Below are 20,972 nucleotides of genomic sequence, written 5' to 3'. Positions count from 1 at the left end.
TGCCATGGCAGAACCTTTTCTGTTTTAAAGCCTTTTGTAAAGGCATGAAGACCAACCGCATCATTTGGGTTTTGGTGTTGATAGCCGTTATCAATAGCATGGGCTTTGGTATTATTATACCGCTGCTGTACCCCTATGGCAAAAAGTTTGGCGTTACCGAGCATAGTATAGGTTTGCTTACAGCTGCTTTCTCCATAGCACAATTTGTGGCTACGCCGGTGCTGGGTTCATTGTCTGATAAATGGGGGCGCAAGCCTATCTTGGTAATCAGCTTAATAGGTACTGCCGTATCATTTGTAATGTTTGGGTTGGCCAACAGCATTATTATGCTTTTCGCTGCGCGAATACTGGATGGTTTAACAGGCGGCAATATCTCTGTTGCGCAAGCCATGGTATCTGATATATCATCGCCAAAAGAGCGGGCCAAAAACTTCGGGATATTGAGCTCGGCGTTTGGTTTTGGCTTTGTAATAGGGCCGGCGGTAGGGGGCTTGCTGAGCAGGTACGGTATGAAAGTGCCTTTCTTTTTTGCAGCCGGAATAGCGGTGCTGGGCGTGGTGCTGTCCATGTTGTTTTTGAAAGAAACCAACAAATTGAAAAACGCAAAAGCCAAAGGCGGGGGCTTTGTTGTTTCGTCACTAATAAATGTGTTAAAAAAACCTGTGATAGGCACGGCTATAGTAACCGGCTTCCTGCTCACCATGGGGCAGTTTTCCATGATCATTGGCTTCCAAACTTTTAGCGTGGATGAGTTGAAACTAAGTACCTCACAAACAGGATTATTTTATGCAGGCTTTGGCATTACGGGTATATTGATGCAGCTATTGGTACCAGCTATTCAGAAAGTGATTCCTAAGCAATCGGTCATTCTATTTGTATCTACTATATTTTGTTTGGGGATGATGGTGCTTACAGGCTTTGCAACAGGTGTCATATTGTTTGCAACATCTATTGCCATTTACGGCCTGTTCAATGGCCTGCGTAACCCCATGCTGAACGCTATTATAGCCGATAACAACGACGAGCACCATCGCGGCGAGGTAATGGGTGTAAACCAGGCTTACATCTCTATAGGACAAACTTTAGGGCCTGTAACAGCGGGGCTGGTTACTGTTATTTCTGTACATAGCGTTTTCTTTTTATCGGCATTCTATATTTTAATTGCACTTTTGTTTAGTATTCGTTTAATTTCGAAAGAAAAGCAATCCTAAGCTATGCCTCAATTTGTTTTCAAAGAGATTTTATCGGTAACGATGATCCTCTTCGCCATCATCGATATCCTGGGTACCATCCCCATCATTATACAGATGCGCCAAAAGGTAGGGCACATCCAATCAGAGAAAGCAAGCATTGCAGCGCTGATACTGATGATCTGCTTCCTGTTTGCGGGAGACGAACTGCTTGCCATCATCGGCCTGGATATCTCATCATTCGCGATAGCGGGTTCTATCGTGATATTCATTATCGCGCTTGAGATGATACTGGGCGTAACGTTTTTTAAAGAGGAAGTGCCCGAGGCTGCATCTATCGTACCTATCGCCTTCCCGCTGATTGCCGGTGCAGGTACCATGACCACTTTGCTATCCCTTAAATCGCAATACCAAACTCAGAATATTGTAGTCGGCATATTGCTGAATACCCTTGTTGTTTACCTGGTGCTGAAAAATGTAAAATGGCTGGAGAAACTCTTAGGAAAAACCGGCCTGCACATTCTGCGCAAAGCTTTCGGGGTGATACTGCTGGCCATTGCGATAAAATTGTTCAGGAGTAACTCGGGGCTGTAGGAGAAGCCCCCTAACCCCCTGAAGGGGGAACTTTTTAAAAGCATGACTCTTGAAAATTAATATCGAACACCGAATGTAGAATGATGAATGTCGAACTGAGGACTTCATCATTCGATATTCAAAATTCAGTGTTCGATATTACTCCTGCTCCCCCTTCAGGGGGCTGGGGGGCTCACTCCGTCCTCAAACTCTTCACCGGATTAGCCAGTGCTGCTTTTATCGTCTGTAGGCTTATCAATATACCCGTCAATATCATCAATGATGCAAACGCAATGGCAAAGGGCTGCGGCGTAAGTGTTACCTTGTAAGCATAGCTGTTTAACCAGGTATGCATCATCCAGTAAGCCAGTGGGCAAGCCACCACTGCAGCTATGGCAATGGTCGTCATAAAATCTTTAAGAAACAGTACCACCACATCTTTCTCAGTAGCGCCAAGCACTTTGCGCACGCCAATCTCTTTGGTACGTTTTTGTACGCTGAGCGATATGAGGCCCAGTACGCCCAACAGTACAATGATGATGGCTAAACCGGTTGCCAGGTAAGATGCCTTTTTGAGCTGTATCTCTGTTTTATACATCTTGGCCAGCATATCATCCACAAAGTTGTACTCGAACGGTGCGCCTGGCATTACTTCGGCCCATTTCTTTTGCAAGGCAGCCAGGTTTTGCTCCATATTGCCCGGTCGAAGCTTGATAGAGAAATACCTGTAAAACGGAACCTGATTTACGTTCATGAAAGTGATAGGCCCTGTTTTGCTGCCCATACCCCCGAAAACAAAATCGGCGGTTACGCCGCAAATGGTTGCCGGTGCAGGTACGCCTACCGACATGAACTGTTTGCCAATGGCTTCGTCCGGCGATTTAAAACCGAGCGCTTTTGACTGAGCCTCGTTGATCACTACAAGGGCAGAATCGGCTTGTGAGTATTGCTTGCGGAAAAACTCACCTGCTTTCATCGGGATGCCGTAAGTTTCGGCGTAAGCATTATCGGTAAGTAAACCAGTTGCCGGGAATGCATGGTCAGGATTATCCGTCATTTTGTAAATCTGCATGCCGCCGCTTGCCCCACCGTCGGGAATCTCCCATGACATGGTGATGCTTTTTATCTGCGGTAGTTGAGAAAGGCGGTAACGTACATCCTGCATCTTCTGCACGCCCGGTTTAGACCAGTCGCGCGGGATCTGGGCGTACACTACATAATCTTTATCGTACCCAAGGTTCTTACCAAAAAACAGGTTGATCTGCTTTGATATAACAATGGCTGATATCAGCACTACACAAGCCGTTGTAAACTGAAAAGCGACCAGTCCCTTGCGGAAATATACATTATCCTTAACCTGGTTCAGCTTCCCTTTTAGCGAGTCGACTGATTTTAAAGATGATAATACAAGGGCAGGATATAGCCCGGCTATCAGTCCTATCAATAAAGCAAAAGCTATCGGGAATAAATAGAAATATAGAGGGAATGAAAATAATCCGCCTATTTCGGCGGTCAGCATATTAGCAAAGTAGGGTTTTGCTAAAGCATACAGGCCGAAGGCAAGGAATGTGGCAATAAATACAAGCACAACCGACTCTATCAAAAACTGCCATATCAGTTGCTTGCGCAAGCCGCCCAATACCTTGCGGATACCCATTTCTTTCATCCTTTGCGATGAACGGCTGATGCAGATATTTACAAAGTTGATGATGGCCATCAGCAAGATAAACAAGGCGATGAAAGATAGCGTGTACAGCATTTTTTTTACCGCGCCGTTGCCAAATTCAAGGTAGAATGATTTAAGCGGCACCAGGTAAGGTGTCAAATTTGCCGAGATATTTTCCGGCGCGTTCTTTTTGATTAAACTGCGCATCGGGCCATTAAGATCTTGCGGTTTAACACCGTCCCTAAGCTCAAGTAACCCCACCAGCGCGGTGTTATTCCAGCCGTTAAGGTTACGCCCCATGTACTTAGCTGCAGAGCCCGGCAAAAATATAGTGCTGTTGCTGGTCTCTATAACATTGGTCACTGAGTTTTTGGCAAGTTTGGCCATCACCCCTGTGATCATAAAATCGTGTTTGCTGCCGCTGAAGTTCTCTATGCTGATGGTTTGCCCCACAATATCAGTTTTACCAAAATATTTGATAGCCGTTTGCTCTGTCAGCACCGCAGTAAATGGTTGGTTCAAGACCGTGTTTGCATCGCCATGCAGCATTTTTAACCCGTACATGCTCAGGAAAGTACTATCGCCCACCTGCAGGCTTTCGCGGAAATGCAGGTCGCCTTTGGATACCGTTGAGCTAACGCCGTCCCAATGGTAATAATTGGCCACCAGGTTTGGGTATTGTTCTTTTAAAGCCTTCGGCAGATCGCCAATGGCCGTAAGCTCGTAGCCCTGTGATGGGTCTTTCCACTTGCTTTGAATAATGTACTGGTTATCTGCATTGCGCAAATCATGGTTCACGCTCCATTCTTGCCAAACGTAAGCCGCCATCAGCATGGTAAAAGCTATCCCGACCGAGAGCCCGAAGATATTGATGAAAGAGAAAAGCTTGTTCTTAAGGATGTTTCGCCAGGCAATGGTGATGTAGTTGTATAGCATAGGGTTACGGTTTACACGAATGTAAGTACGTATTATACGAGGAATGAAATGATTAACATTTTTTAACGAATGGATATACAATAAAACCAGTCATTTTGAGCGAGCAGAAGGGTGGGATCACGCAATGGGGCGACGAGAAATCTTCTACTCGGGGATTAGCAACCGTGAGCATCGCGCGTAGAAGATTTCTCCTCGCTGTCGCTCGTTCGAAATGACATGATTATTATAAAAAAGGACAACTATTCCTCTTCAACTCCCCCTTCAGGGGGCTGGGGGGCCTTGGCTACCAACCTCGCCACAAACATCGTATCTGCCTTATGGCTGTAACCTTTCAAAACCTGCTGCTCTTCCAGTTCAAGGCCTAACTCATTAGTGAGGTAAGTAACCGCATCCTCGTTCTCGGCTTTTAGCGCCGAGCAGGTGATGTAGATCAACGGTTTACCCGGTTTTAAGTGTTTGGCAACGTTTGTGGCGATGCCTTGCTGCAGGCGCTTAAAAAAGTCGGCTTTGTGCAGTTCAAACTGACTGATCATCTCCGGCGTACGGCCCCAGGTGCCCGAGCCACTGCAAGGAGCATCGAGGATAATGCCGTCAAAGGCATAATTATACAGCAACTGCTCGTTGTTCTGCATCAGGTCCATTACCTTTTTTTGGTATTTCATGAGGCCTGCCTGCTGAAAACGCTCATCAAGATTGGACAGGATAGACTCGCGGATGTCTGATACCACCAGTTTAATATCGGGCTGAAGGCTATGCAATAGCAATGATTTACCGCCCGATGCTGCGCAGGCATCCCACCAGCTATCCCAACGGTTTGGCTTAAAGTAATTAGCCGTTTGTTGCGACGACAGATCCTGCACCTCAAACCAATGTTGTTTTGGGAATATTACATCCAAACGGGTGCCGTTCGGTAATGAGAGGCAGTTGTTACCCTCGTCCTTAAATTTTATATCGGCTTTAGTAAGCTCTGCTTTAACCTGTTGCTCAAAACCTTTATTTACACGGATAAACAGATCGGGCTGTACGAAGAACGATTTCAGGAAAGCTTGTTTGTCAATGCCCTCAGACAGTTCTTTGCTCCACGGGAAAACATCTTCCAGTTTAAAATCGGGATAGGTGGTTTTTACCAGCGCAATCTTTTCATCAATATTAAAACCAACGCAGGCTGCCCAATCGGGTTTAAAATGCTGCAGGAAAGAGTTGGTTTGCGTGTTGCAGAAAAACTCGGCAACCATCAGGCGGTCTTCGGCAGGCAGGTTGGGCAAGGCACGGCCCAGCCTGAAATAATTATATATCAAACGACCCGCAACCTTGCGGTCGGTAGAGCCCATTTGCTTGTTCTGGCGATAAAAGCCCGGCAAAAATTTGCTTAAAGGCGTGTCGGCGGGGTACTCGCTCAATATCCGCTGAAACGTCTTTAACTGGTTTACCGCTTTCATTTAACCTTCTTTAAATCAAAATTTTCATATCGCAGTATATCCACATGCGTATTTACCCATCCCTGCCCCGGTACTTTTACAAAGTGGAAACTGTTGTGCAAGCCTGTAAAATCGTCAAGTTTGGGTTTGCTCATATCCTCACCATCAGCCAATAGTTTGGCAAAGTACAGGCCTTCATCAAAGCCTTTTATGGCAAAATCAGTCGGCTCGGCGCGATAAGCACGACGGTAGCTGCGCAAAAATGAGTTGGTGTCGCCGTTCTTGTAATCCACCTTGTCAGATGAGGTGATGTGCGTATTCAGCCTTTGCAGCAAAGCCGATTTCAGGAACGCAAATTTCTCCCAGTTGGGATGGCCGAATAGTGTAACCGGATATTTCTTTGATAAGGTATCCAGTGATCGCAAAGTCACCATCAAAAATGCCTGTTTGGTTGACGGCACCAGGAAAATGTTCTGGTCTGACGGCGACAATTGTTTTACCAGCGGCGTTAAATTTCCACGGGTAACCGTTGTGGTGATCACTTGTATCTTACGTTTGCTCAGGCTATCTATAGTACGTTTAAACGGCGAACTGTATGCTTTCTCGTCGCTAAAGCCAGAGGTAAGGATGAATACTTTTTTGGGGCGTAATTGCTTTGCCACATACTCTGCCGCGCCGCGTGCATGGTACTCCAGCGGCGGTGTCATGGTGATGAGGTTCTGATTTTTGAATGTGGCCGGCGATGCGGGAGACAGGGGCGAAACAATAGCCTTGCCCGGCGCAGTCATCATTGCACTAAAAGCCTTCACATCTTCAGGAAAAACCGGACCTACAATCAGGTCGCTGGTTTTTACCTGCGGATTGAGGCCGAGGCTGTGTGCCTGTGCCATATCATCCTTGGTATCAAATATCTGTACTTTGAAGTTTGCGCCGTTGGCCGTAACAGAATCCAACGCCAGCTTAAAACCCTGGTAATACTCTACCGACATATTTGCCGACCTGAGTTTTACAGGTGTATAGCTTTGGCCCGCGGCGGCATGATCTAAGCCAAGCGGCAGGATGAGGGAAACTACAGAAGCTTTTGCCTCAGGCGCTTTGGTCTGAGGCTTTTCTGCAGCTTTATCTTTATCCGGAGACTTTTCAGTTGTTGTTTTACCGCCGTTTTTAGATACAGGATTCACCTTGGGCGAACATGCACCAATTACCGCTGCTAAAACAAATAATAACCACTTATTCCCACTCAATGGTGGCCGGTGGTTTCGAACTGATGTCATATACTACCCGGTTTATTCCTTTTACGTTGTTGATGATCTCGTTTGAGATCTTGGCCAGCAGGTCATAAGGCAAATGGCACCAATCGGCTGTCATCCCATCTAATGATTCTACTGCGCGCAGGCATATTACGTTCTCGTAGGTACGCTCATCGCCCATAACACCTACCGATTGTACCGGTAAATAGATGGCGCCTGCCTGCCAAACTTTATCATAAACACCGGCAGAGCGTAAATTGTTGATGTAAATTGCATCAGCCTGCTGCAAAATATCAACTTTCTCAGGCGTAATGTCGCCCAATATCCTGATAGCCAGACCCGGGCCCGGAAAAGGGTGGCGTCCTAATATATTCTGGTCTATACCTAAGGCGGCACCTACCTTGCGTACTTCATCTTTAAACAGCGTGTTAAGGGGCTCAACTACCTTCAGCTTCATAAAATCAGGCAAACCGCCTACGTTATGGTGCGATTTAATGGTAGCTGATGGGCCTTTAACAGAAACCGATTCGATAACGTCAGGGTAAATAGTACCCTGGCCAAGCCAGCTTACACCTTGTATCTCGTGCGCGGCATCATCAAAAACCTCGATGAATACACGACCGATCGCTTTACGTTTTTTCTCAGGATCGGTCAGTCCGGCCAGTGCATCATAGAAACGTTGTTTGGCATCAATACCGCGAACGTTTAAGCCCATGTGCTGGTACGAATCTAATACCGACTGGAACTCATCCTTACGTAGTAAACCGTTATCAACAAATATACAGTGCAGGTTAGCACCGATGGCATGGTGCAACAACACCGCTGCAACTGACGAATCTACACCGCCCGAAAGGCCCAATACTACTTTGTCGTCGCCCAGTTTTGCTTTTAGCTCGGCAATAGTTGTCTCAACGAATGAATCGGGTGTCCAATCCTGTGCGCAACCGCAAACATCAACCAAAAAGTTCTGCAGGATCTGTTTTCCGTCGATGCTGTGTGTAACCTCGGGGTGGAACTGGATACCGTAAGTTTGGGTACCGGTAATATGGTAAGCCGCAACCTTTACACTATCGGTGCTGGCAATAATTTCAAAATCTGTAGCAATGCGTGCAATGGTATCCCCGTGCGACATCCATACCTGCGAACCTTGCGGTACATCTTTAAACAGGACGTTATTTGGTTCGATGTAATCCAGGTTGGCACGGCCGTATTCGCGGGTGCTTGATGCCAGTACTTCGCCGCCGTTGAAATGGGCAACATACTGCGCACCGTAGCAAACGCCAAGGATAGGCAATGTTTTATGGTGTTTGGCAAACTCAAAATGAGGCGCATCTTCCTGGCGAACAGAATAAGGGCTGCCCGAAAGGATGATGCCTTTTACGCTGCTGTCAACTTCAGGAAATTTATTGAAAGGGTGGATCTCACAGTAAATATTGAGCTCCCTGACACGGCGCGCGATGAGTTGGGTAAACTGCGAGCCAAAGTCAAGAATAAGGATTTTTTCTTGCATGGGCAAAGATATTGATTTTGGGCGGATTGTGGGGAAGGAGATTGGAGAAAAATACAGCCGGTGAAATTGTTAATATCGTAAATTGCAGCAATATGGTTGATACGATAATAAACGAACTTGCCCGACTGGAGAAAGAGCATAATATAAAGGTACTTTACGCTTGCGAATCGGGAAGCAGGGCGTGGGGCTTTCCATCGCCCGACAGTGATTTTGATGTCCGCTTTATATATGCACATAATAAGGATGTGTATTTGAGTATAATCGAAACTAAGGATGTACTCGATATACCGATCAATGATCTGTTGGATATTGGCGGGTGGGACCTGAAGAAATCGCTTAAATTATTCCTGAAGTCAAATTCTCCGCTATACGAATGGCTGCAATCACCTATCGTTTATAAAGATGATTCGGATTTGGCTGCCGGGCTTAAACAATTAATGCCGAAATATTATTCGCTGCGGGCAGGTGGTCATCATTATTTTTCGATGGCTTTAAATACAGTGAATAATGATCTGCAGGCCGATGAAGTGAAGATAAAGCGTTATTGTTATGCTTTAAGGTCTGCTCTTGCCTGTAAATGGATAGTGGATAAAAGAGAAGTGCCGCCGATGGTATTCGGTGAGTTGAGGAAATTGATAGATATTCCCGAAGTGCAAGCCAGCATCGACGAACTGCTGAAGTTGAAAAGTGTTAACGATGAAAAGACACTGATAAAACGCGTTTCAGTATTGGACAACTGGTTACAAGCTACGCTCAGTGATTTAAAAGTGGCTACAGATGATCTGCCATCTATCCGTAATGATGCTACACAACTTGATAGCGTATTTAGAAAGTATATCAAATGATGACTTACGGGCAGCTGTTACAAAGGCGGGATATTATACTTTTAGATTGCGTAAGCGGCAGTACAGCCTACAATCTTAATACGCCATCTTCTGACATAGATAAAAAGGGCATATTCATAACGCCCCAACGTGATCTGTACGGATTTAATTATCAGGATCAGATAGCAAATAGTACCAATGACGAAGTGTATTTTGAAATAAAGCGCTTCCTGGAATTGTTGACGAAGAACAATCCTAATATACTTGAATTGCTAAACACGCCCAAGCAGCATATCATATACAAGCATCCGGTATTAGAGCTAATAAAGCCCGCAGATTTTCTGTCAAAACTGTGCCTTGATACATTTGCCGGGTATGCACAAACACAGATAAAGAAAGCTAAAGGTTTAAACAAAAAAATAAATAATCCTTTTGAAAAGGAACGTAAGTCTGTACTCGATTTTTGTTACGTTATACAGGATAACGGCAGCATAATCTTATCAGACTGGCTTAAAAGACACGACTTATTACAGCAGCAATGTGGTTTGACTAAGATCGAGCATTTTAGAGACGTATATCTTATCTATGCAGCATCTGCTAATACGGATGTTAGTTTTAAAGGCATCGTTTCGGGCCCGGAGGCTGATGATGTTCAGTTGAGTTCTATCCCAAAAGGTTTTAACCCTTTAGCCACAATGAATTTCAATAAGGATGCATATTCTGTTTACTGTCGTGATTATAGGGAATATGTTGAATGGGAAAAGAAGCGTAACCAGGCCCGGTACGAAAGTACATTAACGCATGGTAAAAATTACGATGCCAAAAACATGATGCACACTTTCAGATTGCTAAACATGGCAGAGGAAATTGCCTTACATCACGAAGTTCGTGTTCATCGCCGTGATAGGGATTTTCTCCTCAAGATACGCTCCGGCGCTTTTGAGTTTGATGACCTGATGGAAATGATAAATATCAAATTAGAAGACATAAAAAGCCTGTACGAAAAATCCGAACTACCCGAACGTCCAAATGTTGATGTTGCTGAAAATATACTGACGGAAATAAGGTATGAGTTGTATAAGTAATATACCTAAAAATTCAACCCCAACCTTAACCCGTGATTAGCCTTTACCTCACTGTTGTTAAACGATGTACCATACATCACCCTTAAGCCAAAATTGGTTTGGAAGCCGAAACCCAGTTCAGTGTAGTTTTTTAGGTTAGGGGTAGTAAGGTAGTTCACATCGATTATCTCCTGTAGCTTTAAGCTACGCAAGCCTGGCACCATATTGGTGAACAGGCCCGAGAAGTTGTGCTCTATATGGCCTTCCAGGTATTTATCGCCGGTGCTGTAGGTGTAGTAATCCAGCAACAGGAATTTATCGATACCTACTTTATAAGCGAGTACCTGGTTGCCTGCAAAATGGTGGAAATCGGTATAGTAGATGTTTTTAGTATTGAAGAACTTACCGGCACCTACCCAGAACGAGAACTTGCCATAGTAACCCATCTGGATATCGCTCTTGGTGATATCTGCGGTTATGAGGTTATAATCCGCATCAGACCCGAATACGTTTTTGATGGCCTTAGTGAAACCGATTCCAACTGTCGGATATTTTGATGGCAGATAACGCCTGCCGGTTGGGTAGGTCTCGTAACTGTTACTGAAATCATAGGTAGTACGTACTGATACTTTGAACGATTGATTATTCTCAAACAGCGGTACATCAGCGTCTGGTACCAATGGATTGTTAGATGTAAACTCGTGCCCTTTGGGGTGGAATAAGCTGTAATAAGCCGTGTTATCTAACCATTTGCGATTAGCCCACTCGGCAGAGGCACTGGCTTTCCAGCCGCCATAAATGCGGGTGCTTAGGCTTGCAGAAGCAAATTGCTTCTGGTAAAGCTTACCGAGGTTTTGGCGATTAAGCAAGGTATAAAGCGAGTTTACAAATGTAGATGCCGGCTGCCTGTCGCTAAGGTCGGTAATGGTAGAGCCACCCGAAAGGTTCAGTGTAGTAGCCTCGCCAACAGGGATGCTCACGCCGCCATAAGCGTTGAACAGTTTGTTTGAGAACCCGTATCGCGCGTTTCCATAAACCGCGAAACGGCGGTTATTTAAGCTGTCTATCACTTTGCTGAACAAGCCGCCATAGTTGAGCGAAAGCCCCTCAACGGTATTGTACTGCACCGCGCTGATGAGCGAGCTGGTAGTAAAATACTCGTGCTTAAAACGGTTACGGTGGTAATAACCGCGCAGTATCAAACGGGTTGCGTTAACCTTGTTGTTCTCGTTATCAATCGAATCGAGGTATTGTTTCGATTCGCGTTTGGCTGCCAGTACTTCCTTCTTTTTGTAGTCGGTTTTCTCCTCGTCGGTAAGGGGGATAGGGCGTTGCTGCTGCCAGTACACCGAATCCATCTTGTTGATGCCTTTGCTGATGCGCAGCGTTTCTTTAAACTGACTTTTATCCAGCTGCGGATTGATGTCATAATCTTTATACAGTGATACAAAATAGCCCGCAAATTTAAAGCCCATAAAACCGCCATTAAACTCAAATTTCATAGATGCGGGCATCCAAACCTTATTATTGATGGGTACGTACTGCTCATCAACACGCAAGGTATCTACGAAATTAATATTGGCCTTTTTGGTGATATACAGCGACAGGCTTTGCAAGCGCCAGGTATCTTCCAAAATGTAGATGTACCCGCTAAAACATGGGTTATTCTCGTTGCGAGGCGTCACCTGTATCTTGTTGATGGTTTCGCCGTTTTCAATGGTAGCACCTATCAGTTTGTATTTGTAAAAGCTGAGGGCATTATCCGCGATTGGCGATATCACAGGGCGGTTGCTTATACCGTCCCAGTTTTGCATGTTCTCATAAAAGTTTACCTGAATATCGCTTGCGCGGTTGAAGCTAAAAGCACGGTTACTGCCCGATACTTTAGACGAGATCATTTCCTCGTGCACCTTATCGGGTTTCATGAAACTGTATTTTGATTGCGACTCCGACAGGTACACAATTCCCCTGCGGTTTGAGTCGAGGCCGTTTTGCAGAGCGAACTTTTGTACATCAAACCCCATGAATTTCTTAGGCGCTGCCAACAAGCGCTGCAGGCCTTTTATATATACCTCGCAGGTGTAGGCATTTACTTCGTTAAGATAGGTTTTTCGTTTTTTGATGGCCCTGCGGATGATGTCGTAAGCAGGGTCTTCACCACCAGATTTTATGGATACTTCGTTGAGTTGGTATTGCTCCACTCCGAGTGCAGCATCCAATATGATGTCTGAACCAAGTGTTATAATATCGCTTACCTGTTTGTACCCTACGGCTTTGAATATTACCTCATACTTTCCGGAGGGCAGCGTAAGGCTGTAGCTGCCATCGCTGTTGGCTGATGTCCCTTTGGTAGTATTTCGTATATAAACAGAAGCAAACGGAATACCTTTACCGGTGCCATCTGTTACTTTCCCTTTTACAATATAGGTTTGCGCAAAAACGGGGGATATAAATAGCGTGAGCAGTACAAGCAGCAGGGCGTTTCTCATGAAAGTGTTTAAGTTAGCGCTAATATGGGTTTTATTGTTTGTAACGTTTAGATGCTGCCCGTTAATATTTGTTAAATAAAAAGGCGTACTTTTTTAGTACGCCTTTGTGATATTCAATAAAACCGTCATTGCGAGGAGCGATAGCGACGTGGCAATCCCCTACCTACAGAGCGGCTCTGTAAGTAGGGGATTGCCACTCCGCCAGCCGGCGGATCGCAATGACAGGTCGCTTTAGAGTATTTCTATTTCAATATCCCCTCTATCCGCTCCAATTCCTCTCCCGAGAAATTGATATTATCCAATGCCTTTAACGAATCGGCCAGTTGCTCGGGTTTGCTGGCGCCGATGAGTACAGATGTTACGCGCTCATCTTTCAACAACCAGGCTAAAGCCATTTGTGCAAGGGTTTGTCCGCGTTCTGTGGCTAAAGTATTCAGCTGTTTTACTTTGGCTACAACCTCGTCAGTAACCTGGCCTTCCTGTAAAAAGCCGGTTGATTTGGCTGCGCGTGAATCTTCAGGGATACCGTGTAGGTATTTGTTGGTGAGTAAACCCTGTGCCAATGGCGAGAATGGGATACAACCCACGCCATTTTCGCCTAACACATCCAGCAAACCTTCTTCTGGCTCGCGAACAAACATGGAGTATTTAGGCTGATGAATTAAACAGGGTGTACCCAGCTCTTTCAATATCGCAATGGCTTTTGCCGCTTCTTCTGCCGGGTAGTTAGAGATCCCCGCATACAAGGCCTTGCCCTGGCGGACTATCAGATCAAGCGCTGCCATGGTCTCTTCCAATGGTGTTTCGGGATCGGGGCGGTGGTGGTAGAAAATATCTACATAATCCAGTCCCATGCGTTTCAAACTTTGGTCCAAACTGGCAACCAGGTATTTCTTTGAACCCCAATCGCCGTAAGGGCCATCCCACATGGTGTAACCGGCCTTGCTGCTGATGATCATCTCATCGCGGTAGCCACGGAAATCATCTTTCAATATCTTACCGAAATTCTCTTCGGCACTACCTGGGGGCGGGCCGTAATTGTTGGCCAGGTCGAAATGGGTAACACCGCTGTCAAAAGCCAGGTGCAGTATCTTGCGGAAGTTCTCCATCACATCCACATGGCCGAAGTTGTGCCATAGGCCTAATGAAATTTCGGGCAGTTTAATGCCGCTTTTACCGCAGCGGCGGTAACGCATTTTGTTATATCTTTCTGATGATGGGAGATAGGTCATGAGTTTTGGTTTTGGGCTAAAGTAAGATTTTTTGGCTAATCCTCAGCGCGTCATTGCGAGGTACGAAGCAATCTCTTCAGGACAATTATACACCTTGCATAGGGGACATGCTCAAAGAGATTGCTTCGTACCTCGCAATGACGTGTTGGTGAAACGCGGTTAGATTCTTCGCTGTCGCTCAGAATGACAAGTGAGATAAGTTCAGACCACCTCTGCCACCACAAAAGTACTTCCGCCTACAAATACCAGGTCATTCTTCCCGGCGGCTTGTTGCGCGGCCTCGTATGCAGTTTTTACTGTTGAGTAGGTTTGTCCTGTTAAGTCAAACGCCGCGGCTTGTTCCTGCAGACTTGTTGCATCTAAACCGCGGGGGATATCGGGTTTGCAGAAGTAGTAGGTAGCATCTTTCGGCAGCATGCTGAGTACTTTGCTGCTGTCTTTATCATTTACCATACCTATCACAAAATGCAGCTGGTCATAATTGACAGATGCTATGTTTTTCATTACTTCCTGTATGCCTTCCGGGTTGTGGCCGGTATCACAAATGGTAAGTGGATCGGTGCTGAGTGTTTCCCAACGGCCGTGCAGGCCGGTTAGGGTTTTTACCTGTTTCAGCGCTGTGGTAATGTGTTCGTCGGTAATATTAAAACCCTGTTTACGCAATTCATCAACAGCAGTTAAAACGGTTTTAACATTCTTAAGCTGGTAAGTACCGGTTAGGTCGAGCTCTAAGTCTAAAGTCTGTAGTCCTGAGCCTGAAGATGAAACGGAAATATCCAGCAGCTCTTTTTCTTTGGACTTTGGACTTTCGGCTTTTAGCTTAATTGACTTTACATCAGATGCAAAGTTTATCTCGCTTCCCTCTTTTCCGGCTTTTTGTATAAATATATCCGCAACCTCAGGCTGACGCTCGCCGATAACAACCGGAATGCCCGGTTTAATGATACCTGCTTTCTCGCCCGCAATCAGTTCAAGCGTATTGCCCAGCATATTCATGTGGTCCCAACCTATGTTGGTGATCACGGACAGGAGCGGGGTGATGACATTGGTAGAATCCAATCTGCCACCGAGGCCAACTTCAACAACAGCAATATCAACTTGCTCTTTGGCAAATACATCAAATGCCAGGGCAACCGTCATTTCAAAAAATGAGGGCTGGATATCTTCAAATGCTTTGCGGTTAGCGGCAACAAAATCTATAACTTTTTGCTCGCTGATCATTTGCCCGTTTATACGGATACGCTCGCGGAAATCGCGCAGGTGGGGCGAGGTGTACAATCCGGTTTTATAACCCGCTACCTGCAAAATGGCGGCCAGCATGTGCGATGTGGATCCTTTGCCGTTGGTGCCACCCACATGCACGCTTTTAAACTTATGCTGAGGGTTATCCAGCAGCACACAAAGGGCAAGGGTGTTGGTAAGGTCTTTCTTAAAAGCAGATGCCCCGTCGCGCGTAAACATCGGCAACTGGGTGTACAGGTAATCGAGGGTTTCGTTGTAGTTCATGGTCGATAGTCCATAGTCGATAGCTACGGATGACGATGCAAACTTAAGATAAAATCTTGCTATGATTTATAAGCTTTCATCAGCGTAACTTAAAATTATGGAGGTATCGGTAATAAAAAAACCGTTGGCTAAAGCCGAACGGCAATGATATTTTTGGGTTGGACGGGTTCCATATTCATTGCCGTCCCATTCATGGGACGGAACGCGGATAAAATTATGTAACCGCAACTTTGAAATCAATTCACTTTAAACACAAAAGTCAGCGTACCTTTCTGTGTTTCAGGAGCTGTTTCTGATTGATTGAAGCGAGATCGTTTTACAGCATCCTCACATTTTTGGAGAAGCGCGGCATCGGTAATGGTAGTGCCGCGGCCACCGGCAGTGGCTTGTACTACATTGCCATCGCGATCTACCAGAATATCAACTACTACTTTACCATTGTAGCGGTTTGCTGCATCAACCTTCGGCGAACTCACAAAGCTACGCTGGGTAAGGTTAAGATTGCCACCATTGCCGCTACCAGTACCATTATAGTTATTGGTGAGAGTTGTACCTGTGGTTTTACCCTGGTTGCCGGGCGTGCTGCCTGTGCCATCGCCTTCGCCGGTACCGTTGTTGGTTTTGCCTTTGTATAGGGCGTTTTGGTTAACAGTTGGTTTTGCTTCGGTTTTTGTTGGAGTGGTAGCTACTGTTTTGCTTGGCGCTTTAGAGTTTGCAGTAACTTCGGGTGCATCCTCATTAGCCTGGGTAACTACGTTTTTATCGCTTTGGTCGGCCTCAACTTTCTCCTCGGTAGGTGGGGCAGGGGTAACTTTATCGGGTTTGGTGCTGTTGGCTTTTTCGGCTACGGAAGGCTCTTCGGTGCTCATGTAATCATTGCCCATACCTTCATCTACCGTGCCGTAATTTACAAGGATACCACCGGTGCCATCTTCTTCCTTAACCGGCATCTGGAACACAATGAAATAGCACAATGCCATCACAATGCCCAGTATTAAACCTGTTGCAGCAAACGCCTTCGGATAATTATTTTCTTCCCTGTAGTTCATTTTATAAGGTGAAAGGCGAAAGGTGAAGGGTAAAGGGTTTTGGTATTCTCGCAAACACCTTTAACCTTTTAGCTTTTACCTTTCAGCTTCCTGTCTATGCTTTCGGCTCGGTGGCCAGTACCATTTTAATATTTAATTTTTGGGCTATGTCCATTACAGCTACCACATCCTGAATAGCTACAGTACGGTCAACGTACAATACGATGGTCAGTTCTGATGCCATGCTTTTGTATGATTGCAGCGTTGGTTGCAACTGATCCACCGGTACCTGTTTTTTATCGATAGTATAAACCAGGTTTTTATCGATAGATACGTTGATGGTTTTTTTAGATACCGATTGCCCGCTTGATGATTTCGGCAGCATCAGTTTTACCACGTTTGGGTTGGTAACGGTTGATGCAATAAGGAAAAACAACAGCAGGAAGAACATGATATCATTCATGGCCGAAGTATGTACCTCTGCCGATGCACCCCTGTTTCGTTTTCTTAAATTCATTTGCTTGGCTCCTCTAACAGGTCAATAAACTCAATAGCATCGGTCTCCAGTTTAAGAATCACTTTATCAACCATCATGTTAAGGATGTGATAACATACGTAAGCGATGATACCCACGAACAGACCAGCTGCTGAGGTAACCATTTTTACATACAAACCGCCCGAGATAACGCCCATAGAGATGTTATCGGTTTTAGAGATATCGTAGAAGATCTTGATCACACCTGCAATAGTACCCAGGAACCCGAACATGGGCGCAATACCAGCTACTATACCGATGATACCGATGTTTTTCTCCAGTTTTGATACCTCAAGTTTGCCAACGTTCTCAATAGCGCCCTCAATATCCTTAATAGGGCGACCGATACGCAGCAAGCCTTTCTCCAGCATGCGGCCAAGCGGTGAGTTGCTGTTACGGCAAATAGCAATAGCCGACTGCAAATTACCCGACATTACACTGCCGCGAACCTGCTGCATTACATGCGATTCGTCTTTTGATGCTTTGCGGATAGTGAAGAAACGTTCAAAGAATATCACGAGGCCCAAAACAGCCAGTATACCAATTGGTATCATTACCCAGCCACCTTTTATCAGCAGGTCGCCAAAACGCAATTCCTCTTCGGGTATTTTGGCTAATTGCTGCGTTGCAGCCTGGTTTGCGGTATCAATTAATTTAGTGGCAGTATCTGCAACCTGCAGTAGTAACATCATAATTTGGGTTTAATTTCTAACGTATAAATGTCTTTATTAACTTTTTTGTTAGCCTCAAGCACTTTGCGGGCGTCTTCGGCTTCGGCGCGTGTTTTATAAGTACCCAGGCTCACTTTTTTTCGTTTGCCCGGTGCGTCGGTAACAATGTGGGCCTCTATGCCTAATGTTTTATAATTGGCTATAGCGGTATTGGCTTCCTTATCATCTCTAAAAGAGCCGCCCATTATCTCATAACGTGAACTGGTTATAGATTCTTTTGCAACGGGTGTATTATTTGTTGCGGGCTCTTCTTTTTTTGCTGTTGTAGAATCTGCCTTTTTAGGTAAACCGGTTTGCATATCAGGCTGTGTTGCAGCCTTCATGGTATCTTTAGCGGGTGTGGTATCCTCGGGCGCAATAGTTTCCACTCTTGCATTTATTATCGTATCGGCGGGCTTTTCTTTAACGGCTGTTTTAACCGATGCAAAGTTGAAGATCGTAGGATCATAGCGGTACACCAGGAATACAGCAAGCGCAAAAAATGCAATGATGGCTACTGCAAGTATCCAGTTACCACGGCGTTTGCGTGCGCGGGCTTCTGCTGCAAGGTTTGCTGCGTACTCTTCATCCGTTTCGTAACGCAGGTCATCGTCTCTGTCGGGGTACTCATCTGGTGCCACAGCAAAGGTCTCGGGTTCGGTGTACGGTGCTGCTGGCGTTGGGGCAGGCGTTGGTGTAGGCGCAAAAGTTCTTTCAACTTTAGGTGCACCATCAAGTCTGTTCAAGGCAACCGGTTCGTATCCAAAAAAGTTGAGATCGGTACTTTGCTCATCATTAGGGCTAAAAAATAACCGGCCCTGCTCAATGTAAAACCAACCCAAGTCTGCCAGTGCAGCCTCTTCGGTTTGCGCCAGTTGTTTAAGGCTGTTGATGTATTTTTCGGTAAAATACTTTGCCGATGCTACAGAAATCCGCTTTTTTTCGGCCATGTATTGCGCCAGCGTATCATCATCTATCAACTGCGGATCAAATTGTACGCTGTACGTGGGCGGGTAAAATTTGCCTTCGCGCTCGTTGTAATAGCCGTTAACGCGGGTATGTGCAAAATATCCCAAACCCGGTACGCTAACCTCGCCTTTTTGCGCCAGCAGTTCGCTTATATAATTGCCTACATCCATTCGCTAAAAGTACGTATAATTATAAAACCTCAAAATTCTTAAAATGCGTAACCTACGCCACCAAATATGTTAAAGCCGTAGGCAGGGTAGTAAACCCATGTTTTGTTGCCGGCATTTAATATGTTATTTGCCTGTACAAAAACAGATAACTGCTTGTTTATTTTATAAGTAGCACCGCCGCTTAGGTCGGTAAACGATGGTATCTGCGTGTATAACGGGTTAGCCGGTGTGCTGGTAGCAGTTTGTAATGGATCCTGCGTATTACCGCGGAACATTAACGAGCCATTTATATCCACTTTATCGCTAATGTGGATGGTAGTACCTGCAGTTAATACAAACTTAGGCAGGTTCCATGGTTGTGCTTCGCTCGCCATTTTGTAATCTTTGATTTCAATACGCCCATACAGGTTAAAGTCGTCGCTTGCTTTGTAATCCAGTTCGCCGTTGAAGCCGCTTACGCGTGCATCGCCGTTATCATATATCACCTGGAACTTGTTAAACTCGGCTGCAAAATTGTTCACGAACAATGGCAGGTCTTTGATGCTGTTGCGGAATATAGCCGCTTTAAACGCAAGGCCTGGTGCAAGAGTACCTTTTAGTCCTAAGGTGATATCCAGCTTGTCAACAGAGTTTCTGAGGTTTATGTTTTGGCCCAAAAACGGATTGGTGTTGGTGAAACCGAGTAAAGACGCTTTATTAACGTCTCCTTTAGCTTCAGCAAACAACCGCACATATTTTGGCACAACCTGTAGTTCTAACTTTGCTGCCGGGAAAATGTAAAAGCGCGATGAAAAGCCAAACTCTTTGGCAATGTTAACACCTGCTTCTATCTTATAATTATCGCCCTGGAATTTGATGTAAGGGTTGGCCCTCAGGATGCTGTTATTGTTCGAGTACAGGCTATCCTTTTGCGTACCCAGATCTAATGACGCAGCTACACCGGCATAAAACTGTTTAACGGTTTTGTTAAGGAAACCGCTTAGGATAATGTTGTTCTCGCGAGCGTTGAAAGCATTGCTAAATACGTAGCCTTTAACTTTTGCCGCGTAGGTAAAAGGATTCTCCTCGTCTTTAAAGTTCTTTGAAACTTCGCCCTCAACTCCAAAAGTGTTAAAGGTTTGTTTCTGCGGATCAAAAGCAGGGCGTGGGTTCTCGTCATTGTAACCATAGAAGTAGGTTGCATGGCGCTGATAGTTAACGCGACCGGTTAATGTGATATCCTCAGTAACGCTTCTACCAAAAACACCCAGTTCCTGGCGTGCATCGCTTTGTTTCTCAATACTGCCCGATTGTGCAAAGTGTTTCACAAAGCCGCCAACCTGCAAAGCCTCATCGCGGCCATTGCTAAAATAGCCTTCGGCGATGCTGGTTTTCATACTACCCAGGCCTGCTTTAACGTAATTGTTAAACAAAGCCGAATCTTGCTCGGCAGGGCGTTTCATAGCATCCAGCTGGCGGATGTTGTTATCCTGTGCCAGTTTCCTGTCGATAGGAGCGTAAGCAAGCGGCGCTTTGTACGGCTGCTTATCTTCCAGATCGGGGTTACGGCGAATTTTTACCGCCTCGGCCAGTACCGGTTTATATGAAGTGGTTACCACAATTTCCTCTGCAAGGGCATTGCCATTATTAGGGTTATTGCCATTACCGCCATTTTTAGATGTATCTGCTGACACTTTTGATGCAGCATCGCCCAGGTTTTTGGCATTGGCCTTTTGCTGGGTTGTTGGTTTAGCAGCAGTCGCTTTTTTAGCCGGCGCTTTTGATGCGGGCTTTGCTGTAGTTTTTGCCGCCGGTTTCTTTTCGGCAGGTTTCTTTGTTTGCGCATTGGCAGAGGCAAAGAAAAATACCGTTATTAAGGTAAGCAGTGTTATTTTATATCCTGATCTCATTGCTTGTCTCTCC

The 20,972-nt window shown here is 45.4% G+C and carries 16 protein-coding genes; 4 read left to right on the top strand and 12 right to left on the bottom strand.

Translation table 11 applies throughout. The annotated features are described in order from the left end of the window. Positions 1-44: 44 nt before the first annotated feature. Together D0C36_RS06690 and D0C36_RS06685 are read left to right on the top strand one after the other, a co-directional pair. Positions 45-1,211, top strand: coding sequence for an MFS transporter (locus tag D0C36_RS06690; protein ID WP_117390771.1), 1,167 nt, complete (start codon positions 45-47; stop codon positions 1,209-1,211). Between the two features lie 3 nt (positions 1,212-1,214). After that, positions 1,215-1,784, top strand: coding sequence for a MarC family protein (locus D0C36_RS06685; RefSeq protein WP_117390770.1), 570 nt, complete (start codon positions 1,215-1,217; stop codon positions 1,782-1,784). Positions 1,785-1,956: 172 nt separating this feature from the next. Here D0C36_RS06685 and D0C36_RS06680 read toward each other — a convergent pair whose 3' ends face one another. The 4 genes from D0C36_RS06680 to guaA all read right to left on the bottom strand — a co-directional run bounded on the left by D0C36_RS06680 (position 1,957) and on the right by guaA (position 8,543). Beyond that, positions 1,957-4,365 carry an ABC transporter permease gene (locus D0C36_RS06680; RefSeq protein WP_117390769.1) on the bottom strand — a complete coding sequence of 803 codons (2,409 nt, stop codon included), beginning with the start codon at positions 4,363-4,365 and terminating at the stop codon, positions 1,957-1,959. Between the two features lie 239 nt (positions 4,366-4,604). Further along, positions 4,605-5,804 carry an RsmB/NOP family class I SAM-dependent RNA methyltransferase gene (locus D0C36_RS06675; protein ID WP_117390768.1) on the bottom strand — a complete coding sequence of 400 codons (1,200 nt, stop codon included), beginning with the start codon at positions 5,802-5,804 and terminating at the stop codon, positions 4,605-4,607. Beyond that, entirely contained in the window at positions 5,801-7,057 is a 1,257-nt protein-coding gene (locus D0C36_RS06670) for an ABC transporter substrate-binding protein (RefSeq protein ID WP_117390767.1), read from the bottom strand. Before D0C36_RS06670 ends, D0C36_RS06675 begins: the two co-directional genes overlap by 4 nt. Continuing rightward, positions 7,014-8,543: a glutamine-hydrolyzing GMP synthase gene (gene guaA, locus D0C36_RS06665; protein ID WP_117390766.1), complete on the bottom strand. Its 1,530-nt coding sequence runs from the start codon at positions 8,541-8,543 to the stop codon at positions 7,014-7,016. The genes D0C36_RS06670 and guaA overlap by 44 nt, the downstream gene beginning before the upstream one ends. Positions 8,544-8,635: 92 nt before the next feature. On the opposite strand from guaA, the gene D0C36_RS06660 reads away from it, so the two are divergent. Beyond that, positions 8,636-9,388, top strand: coding sequence for a nucleotidyltransferase domain-containing protein (locus D0C36_RS06660; RefSeq protein ID WP_147321944.1), 753 nt, complete (start codon positions 8,636-8,638; stop codon positions 9,386-9,388). Continuing rightward, on the top strand, positions 9,385-10,452 hold the full coding sequence (locus D0C36_RS06655; RefSeq protein WP_233524428.1) for a DNA polymerase beta superfamily protein: 1,068 nt from the start codon (positions 9,385-9,387) through the stop codon (positions 10,450-10,452). The genes D0C36_RS06660 and D0C36_RS06655 overlap by 4 nt, the downstream gene beginning before the upstream one ends. A 5-nt stretch (positions 10,453-10,457) precedes the next feature. Here the strand turns inward: D0C36_RS06655 and D0C36_RS06650 are convergent, their stop codons facing one another. From D0C36_RS06650 to D0C36_RS06615, 8 genes are all read right to left on the bottom strand, one after another. Further along, positions 10,458-12,920 (bottom strand): DUF5686 and carboxypeptidase regulatory-like domain-containing protein, encoded by a 2,463-nt coding sequence (locus tag D0C36_RS06650; RefSeq protein ID WP_117390763.1) that lies wholly within the window; start codon positions 12,918-12,920, stop codon positions 10,458-10,460. A gap of 242 nt (positions 12,921-13,162) precedes the next feature. Beyond that, positions 13,163-14,152 (bottom strand): L-glyceraldehyde 3-phosphate reductase, encoded by a 990-nt coding sequence (gene mgrA, locus D0C36_RS06645; protein ID WP_117390762.1) that lies wholly within the window; start codon positions 14,150-14,152, stop codon positions 13,163-13,165. A gap of 201 nt (positions 14,153-14,353) precedes the next feature. Further along, entirely contained in the window at positions 14,354-15,658 is a 1,305-nt protein-coding gene (locus tag D0C36_RS06640; protein ID WP_117390761.1) for a bifunctional folylpolyglutamate synthase/dihydrofolate synthase, read from the bottom strand. A 236-nt stretch (positions 15,659-15,894) separates the two neighbouring features. Beyond that, complete coding sequence (locus D0C36_RS06635) at positions 15,895-16,707, bottom strand: TonB C-terminal domain-containing protein (RefSeq protein ID WP_117390760.1); 813 nt, start codon at positions 16,705-16,707, stop codon at positions 15,895-15,897. A gap of 94 nt (positions 16,708-16,801) precedes the next feature. Next, the gene (locus D0C36_RS06630) at positions 16,802-17,203 is read right to left on the bottom strand and encodes an ExbD/TolR family protein (protein ID WP_117390759.1); all 402 of its coding nucleotides are present in this window, start codon (positions 17,201-17,203) and stop codon (positions 16,802-16,804) included. Continuing rightward, positions 17,200-17,913 carry a MotA/TolQ/ExbB proton channel family protein gene (locus tag D0C36_RS06625; protein ID WP_233524426.1) on the bottom strand — a complete coding sequence of 238 codons (714 nt, stop codon included), beginning with the start codon at positions 17,911-17,913 and terminating at the stop codon, positions 17,200-17,202. The genes D0C36_RS06630 and D0C36_RS06625 overlap by 4 nt, the downstream gene beginning before the upstream one ends. After that, on the bottom strand, positions 17,910-19,070 hold the full coding sequence (locus D0C36_RS06620; protein WP_117390758.1) for an HU domain-containing protein: 1,161 nt from the start codon (positions 19,068-19,070) through the stop codon (positions 17,910-17,912). Before D0C36_RS06620 ends, D0C36_RS06625 begins: the two co-directional genes overlap by 4 nt. Before the next feature lie 38 nt (positions 19,071-19,108). Beyond that, positions 19,109-20,959, bottom strand: a complete 1,851-nt coding sequence (locus D0C36_RS06615; RefSeq protein ID WP_117390757.1) for a porin family protein — start codon at positions 20,957-20,959, stop codon at positions 19,109-19,111. Positions 20,960-20,972 lie beyond the last annotated feature (13 nt).

This window comes from Mucilaginibacter conchicola, assembly GCF_003432115.1.
Classification (GTDB): domain Bacteria; phylum Bacteroidota; class Bacteroidia; order Sphingobacteriales; family Sphingobacteriaceae; genus Mucilaginibacter; species Mucilaginibacter conchicola.
The sequence above is the reverse complement of the archived record's forward strand: the minus strand, read 5'-3'. Positions and strand labels throughout refer to the sequence as shown.